This is a genomic window from Fictibacillus sp. NRS-1165, assembly GCF_050468105.1.
In the GTDB taxonomy this organism is placed as follows: Bacteria; Bacillota; Bacilli; order Bacillales; family Fictibacillaceae; genus Fictibacillus_C; species Fictibacillus_C terrinigri.
Window position 1 is genome coordinate 1 of the sequence record NZ_JBDPNU010000149.1, and the last position, 1998, is coordinate 1998.

A 1998-nucleotide genomic window follows, 5' to 3' on the forward strand; every position below is an offset into this window, starting at 1 on the left:
TAATTATCCTCATTACCACTTAGGTACCCATTTTCAATTCCACTTTGTGGTTTCTAATACATTGGAATCAGTAAAAAACTAAAAGGCGGGTCAAACGGCCGGTATTAGTGCTTCTAGTAAAGGGACATAATGTAAGGAAATATCGACATGATGGAAGCCGGTAATTTTACTAATAGGTTGATTTTAGGAGCGGTCTTTTTGTCTATTGCTTTACTTTTATCCCTTTAAGTCATTATCCGAGTATTTGTATTAAGAGCAAGAGAAAATAAAAGAAAAAAATGTACAAAATCTCATTGTTCTCCCCTTCCGAAATGCTCTTTTTTGACTTCATGGAAGTTGAATCTATCGCGAATATCTCTCATCAGGTTAAACCCGGATTCTAAGTTCTCTATCCGGAAAAGTATTTTTTCTTGAGTATCATTTATTTTTTCAAGAGACTCACTCGTTTTCTCAATAATGTCGAGCAAGGCTTTTTCCCTCAAGCAGTGCAACCAGTTTCAATGATAATTTTCTTCCTCAGTAGTCCCAATATCCCTAGATACCATTGAAGAGATAAATCGACAAATAGGCCTGCAGGAACACCTAGTTATTGGAGAGATGAATCAATACACTTAGTAGTGATGAGACTATAGGTAACTTATGGAAAAAGGCATCCGAAATAAACTACGATGCCTTTGCTTTGATTTGTTCAAGCCATTTCTTCCTCCTTTAAAACTGGTGTTAATGGTCCTTAATCTTTTCTGTCCTTGCAAATACTATTCAGAGCCCGAATTTTTGAATTTTTTTATAAAATGTGCTTCGCGGGATTTCGCACAGTTTTGCAGCAAGCGTCACGTTTCCTTTTGTTTTCTTCAGTGCGTCCATTATCACATCACGCTGTACTTTATCCCGAAAGGAAAGGGATGGCTCCTCTTTTAAGGGTAATTGGTGTTCTGCTTCCTGATGTTCCAATGGCAGCAGAAGACGGTTCAGTTGATCAGTGTCCATGGCGACCGGCGGCAAAATATGCAGCCGTTCGATCACATTAAATAGCTCTCTGATATTGCCGGGCCAGTGGTAGGCCATCATTTTTTCCATTAAATGATCCGGCCAGTTTGGAACAATCCCGCTTTTCTCGCAATAATACCGGATAAGATCGGGAATGTCTTCCTTTCTCTCGCGGAGTGCAGGAACCACCAGCGGATAAACGTGGAGCCGATAAAATAAATCTTTCCTGAAAGACCCTTTCTGAACGAGCTGTCCCAGATCCTGATGAGTGGCACAGATCACCCGGAAATCAACCGGGATTTCCTTCGTCCCTCCGACAGGGGTCACTTTTTTCTCCTGGAGCACTCTTAGTAGAGCCACCTGCATGGCCGGTGAAATTTCCCCGATTTCATCCAGAAAGATGGTTCCTCCGTCCGCCTGCTGAAATTTCCCTTCGGCCCCTTGTTTTTTAGCGCCTGTAAATGCACCCGGTGCATAACCGAATAGTTCACTCTCGATCAGTTCTGCCGAAAGCGCTCCACAGTTTACGGCAATGAACGGTCCTTTTTTTCTTGGACTGTTTTCATGAATTGCACGAGCGACCAGCTCTTTTCCTGTTCCGGTTTCTCCTGAAATATAGACACTCAGAGAACGGGGGGCAACCCGTTTGATCCCTTCGATCGTTTGTTGAAAGGCAGGACTTCTGCCCGTTTCGCCAGGGAACGAAAAAGTAGAACTGCCGACTGTGTTCTGGACTTGTATTTGCGGACTCTGCTGATCGGGCACCAGACGGACACAATAGCCAATGATGCTTTTGTGGTCATTATATAATGGTACTTGGGTTTCCTTGATCAGACCAAAGTGAATGGCGTCTTTGATTTTCATTCCAGCCAAATCCGTACATCTTCGGCGAAGGGCTTGCCCCATAGCTAAAATCTTACCGGAAGGGCTGCAGATCGCCAGGTGGGGATGGGCTTCAATCATGTCCATGGACAGCTGGATGAGTTCCATCTCCATCTGACAGGTCTGGAC

The 1998-nt window shown here is 43.6% G+C and carries 1 protein-coding gene; it reads right to left on the reverse strand.

Annotated features, from left to right (window positions below):
* Positions 1–759: 759 nt before the first annotated feature.
* On the reverse strand, positions 760–1998 hold a 1239-nt coding region (locus ABHN01_RS25335), incomplete at its 5' end, for a sigma-54 interaction domain-containing protein (protein WP_429877839.1).